The sequence below is a fragment of the Lactiplantibacillus sp. C232 genome, from assembly GCF_023806725.1.
Lineage (GTDB): Bacteria > Bacillota > Bacilli > Lactobacillales > Lactobacillaceae > Lactiplantibacillus > Lactiplantibacillus plantarum.
Genome location: NZ_JAMSKZ010000036.1, coordinates 1 through 3,819 on the forward strand (window position 1 = coordinate 1; position 3,819 = coordinate 3,819).

The 3,819-nt window shown below is 37.3% G+C and carries 4 protein-coding genes; all 4 read right to left on the minus strand.

Annotation, left to right across the window (positions count from 1 at the left end; genetic code table 11):
* On the minus strand, positions 1-1,178 hold a 1,178-nt coding region (gene mobV, locus MZO41_RS16345; RefSeq protein WP_252129713.1), incomplete at its 3' end, for a MobV family relaxase.
* 459 nt (positions 1,179-1,637) lie between these two features.
* On the minus strand, positions 1,638-2,072 hold the full coding sequence (locus MZO41_RS16350) for a GNAT family N-acetyltransferase (RefSeq protein ID WP_252129714.1): 435 nt from the start codon (positions 2,070-2,072) through the stop codon (positions 1,638-1,640).
* A 16-nt stretch (positions 2,073-2,088) separates the two neighbouring features.
* The gene (locus MZO41_RS16355; RefSeq protein ID WP_252129715.1) at positions 2,089-2,757 is read right to left on the minus strand and encodes a replication protein; all 669 of its coding nucleotides are present in this window, start codon (positions 2,755-2,757) and stop codon (positions 2,089-2,091) included.
* A gap of 72 nt (positions 2,758-2,829) precedes the next feature.
* A complete protein-coding gene (locus MZO41_RS16360; RefSeq protein ID WP_004906453.1) occupies positions 2,830-2,985 on the minus strand; it encodes a ribbon-helix-helix protein, CopG family in 156 nt (51 codons plus the stop codon).
* Positions 2,986-3,819 lie beyond the last annotated feature (834 nt).

Genomic DNA, 3,819 nt, shown 5'->3' on the forward strand with positions numbered 1-3,819 from the left:
GGACTGTTCTCTGGTTTTAACCCCGCACTCTCTTTAATTTGCATTTGTATTTGCTTATCTACGGGACTGTTGGCGTATTCGTCTTTAAGTTCAAAGTTAATTTTATTGTGCGCATATTTTAACTTTTCTGGGTCAAGGTATCCTTTGAGCGTTCTGCCGACAATGAGAAGTGTCTTTTTAGCTAGCTCAAGTGCCTTCCCCAGCCGTTCAAGCTCTTTTTCAAGCCAATCAATATGCTTATCTAAAGCCTTGTTTTGTTCTTTTTGTTCAAGTAGTTCAGCAGTGAGTTGATTACGCTCACGGCGCAGTGTTTTATTTGCGGTTTGTTGGTTATTCACTTTGTTACTTAGACGCTGATTTTCGGCTTGCAACTTTGGATAATCGCGATAACGATCTGCTTGGTTCGCCAATTTTTCAAATTGCTCATTTGACAGAAATTTGCCCGGGACGTCCTGATAATTAAGACTTTTCGCCTGTGACATAGTTAGCATTAACGGCTGATTTATTTCGTCTTGTTCATGTTTAAACCGTGGAGTGTCAACATGTTGAGCAGTTGACCGCTCTTGACCACGTTCAATTTGCCACCCGTGTGCTTGCATATCCTTGGCAAAATCCGTTTGTAAATTAATTAATTCAGTGCGATTAAATTTGAGTTTGGCGCTAAGTCGGTAACCCTTGTCGGCCGTTTTAACGATCGGCACAAGGCCAATGTGCATATGTGGCGTTGTTTCGTCCATGTGGACTTCTGCAAAGACCATGTGACCATAGCGTTTCGCAAAAAAGCGCGTGGCATCTCTAAAATAATCTTTAGTTTGTTCTGGCGAAAGATTAGCAAAGAAATCTTGGTCGGACGTCACCACAAAGTCGACGACACGAACCGCGTCTTTACGGAATTTCTGTGGTTTCATGCCATCATGTTCGCGCCATTTGTTTAAAGAATCTAGCCAGTAATTGACCCGGTCATGATAGCCTTTATTTTTGGGGATTTTGTTGACTATGGGGATATTCCTAGACTCTTTATTCAACTGGTCATCATTAAGCATATCCATGTTCAGATGCGATTTAGTAATGTCAATATCGCGATTGCTATGCTTATCTGAATCACGTTCAACATGTCGTTGCAGAGAGCCAATGGTTGTCAATTTTTGCTTTTCCAGTCTCACGACAGCTTTACTCATTTCAAATCGCCTCGGTTGTTTTTAGCCATCTAAGTATAATACTTTACTTGTTCTAAGTATAATACTTTGAATTACTAAGTATAATACTTTATCTCCTCAATTTTTGGGTCTAGCTTAACCATAGACAATCAAAGTATATATACCTATCAACCTGAACTGACCCTCAAATATGCACGAAACCTGCACAAATAAGGCCCCAATGTAGATGACAAAAACCTAAAAGGTATAACCCACTATACTTTACAAGGTAAAGTGTGGGCTCTACGAGGTAGTAGCGTTCTCCCTTCCTACTGGGAGAACTGCTATTTTTCTGCGCCTATTATCCGGCTAGAAAAACCTCCGGCGGGCTATTGCATAGCGAGCGCATTTCATGCAGAACTCTACCCGAGCAGGGCAAGCTGATGTCAGCTTAACCACAAAAAAAAGCTGACCATAATACAGTCAGCTTTAAATTCAGATTCAGGCATTTTTCCAAAATAAATCATACGATACTTGCTCAGTTTCTTCTTCAGTATATTTAGACTTGACTACAAAGTCATTACGCATATAAAATTTCATTGCCTTATCGTTTTTTTCATAAACAGACAAAGTCAATTCGTTTTTTTCTTTTTTGGCCTCGTTTAATAATCCTCTACCTATCCCTTTGTTGCGTGACTCCGTCTTGACAAAAATACCAGCGATATAATTATTATCTAAACCCAGAAACCCTATTATTTCATCATTTTGATAATAAACATAAATGTCTGATTTAGGTAACATCTTCTCAACTAAATTATAGTTACCTACCCAATAATCCCTAGAAATAAAGCTATGAGCTTCAATATTACTATGCAACCAAATATTCAATATTTGATCTAATTGATGTGTACTCATTTCAGTTAATTTTTTAATCATTTAGCAACTCCCATTTTCATTTTTTACCCTTCAATATTTCGCCTGTTTCTTTATCAATATCGCCTCTACCATATCTTCGTTCCTGATAGACTGCATCAAAATATAACCTCACTAAGGCGGTATGTGCCCGCAAAACAGAATTAATTATTTTCATACTAGGAAGCCCATATTCATTACCATGAACTCTGACAAAACGCTTTAACTCACGTATATTAGCTATCCCGTATTCGTCAATCAAATCGCACACAGTATTCAACATATCGTCTTTATCTTCCACATCAAGCGATATATATCTATCAATATCAAAATTATTAATTAACGTAATATCTTGTTTATTATATTTATGCTTTTTCTTCTCAATAGCATCTTTGGACTCATGAGTAAGGTATAAATACATACTTGTCATACTTCTTATGACTATTTGTACTTTAGCAATACTCTGATCGCCTAGAAGCTGTTTAATTTTGTACCGAACACTATCAGCAGTAACTGGGTTTTTAGCCACATAGACAACATGATAATGTGGTTTTTTAAACTCTTGTCCTGGCACAGTACTTTTATCTTTATCATGCAATGGACTAACAGCAATTGGGACACCAATTAATTCTAATTTCGACTTCCAATCTTCTGGAATAGATTCGGGATATAACAAAAAGGTGAAGTATCTTGATTTGTCTTTTGCCATAATGGTAGAATAACCTTGTTAGAACAACAATGTTTAGCGGAAACTTTCGTCTTGCCCAAGCCGAGTTTTCGCTTATTTTTTTTGTTCTAATTCCTTTCTTGAATAATCTTCTAAAGCTAAAGCTAGAATCGCAGACTTAGAAAAACCTTTTTCTTTTGCAAGCTTTTCCAAAGTAGAATATTGGTCTTCGGTTAGACTGACCGTAATTCTTTTTTTATTTGTAGCCATATTTTTTACTCCAAACTAAATTAAATTTAAGTACACCACTATTATGCATTTTTGCGACATTATTGTCAACAATATGTGCTGGACACATCTATTTCGCTAGAAACTCGCCAAAAACTCGCCAAAAACTCGCCGAGATATAAAACTCTGTAACCATTGCTATAAAAGGCTTAAAGACACTTTTTTATCAAAATTGGCACTCGGCACTTAAAAGGGGGGTCGTAGTACCCCCCTTTTCGCCTTCCAAATTCAAAAATTCAACACCCAAAAAAACGACCCAAAAACCAAATCAAAAATCCAAACAAAAAACAAAATTCAGACCCGTGGTTCAGAATTAACCTCAGCTGAAGCTTCGGGGAGCGGTCATAACGGCTTAAAAACGGTCGTCACTACAGTTCCTCCCAAACCGCCTAGAATCATTCCCTAAAAACCTAAACGCCGTCAGAAGCTAATTTTGAGCTTCTGACGGCGTTTTAATAAAAGTCAGTTATATCAACGTTTTTTTGCTGCTATCAATTGCCATAGGTATATATCTAAGATAGCCGATTGCGATTTAAGGCGTTTTAAAGTGCGTTTTACGGGTTTAATTGCAATCACTTGTAAAACTATTCGTTTCAGATTAAAAGCTCTTAGAATCTAAATATGAGCCTCTGACGGTATCTTCAACGGTGCATTCCTCTTGAGATTGTTTTTTTCCGTTGTTCTGTTCGTTTTGGTTGCGGACTGTTCTCTGGTTTTAACCCCGCACTCTCTTTAATTTGCATTTGTATTTGCTTATCTACGGGACTGTTGGCGTATTCGTCTTTAAGTTCAAAGTTAATTTTATTGTGCGCATAT

What these genes read in the sequence shown, in the direction of transcription:
- MZO41_RS16350 (WP_252129714.1), bottom strand. Translation starts at nt 2,072, where the DNA reads ATGATTAAAAAATTAACTGAAATGAGTACACATCAATTAGATCAAATA.
- MZO41_RS16355 (WP_252129715.1), bottom strand. Translation starts at nt 2,757, where the DNA reads ATGGCAAAAGACAAATCAAGATACTTCACCTTTTTGTTATATCCCGAA.
- MZO41_RS16360 (WP_004906453.1), bottom strand. Translation starts at nt 2,985, where the DNA reads ATGGCTACAAATAAAAAAAGAATTACGGTCAGTCTAACCGAAGACCAA.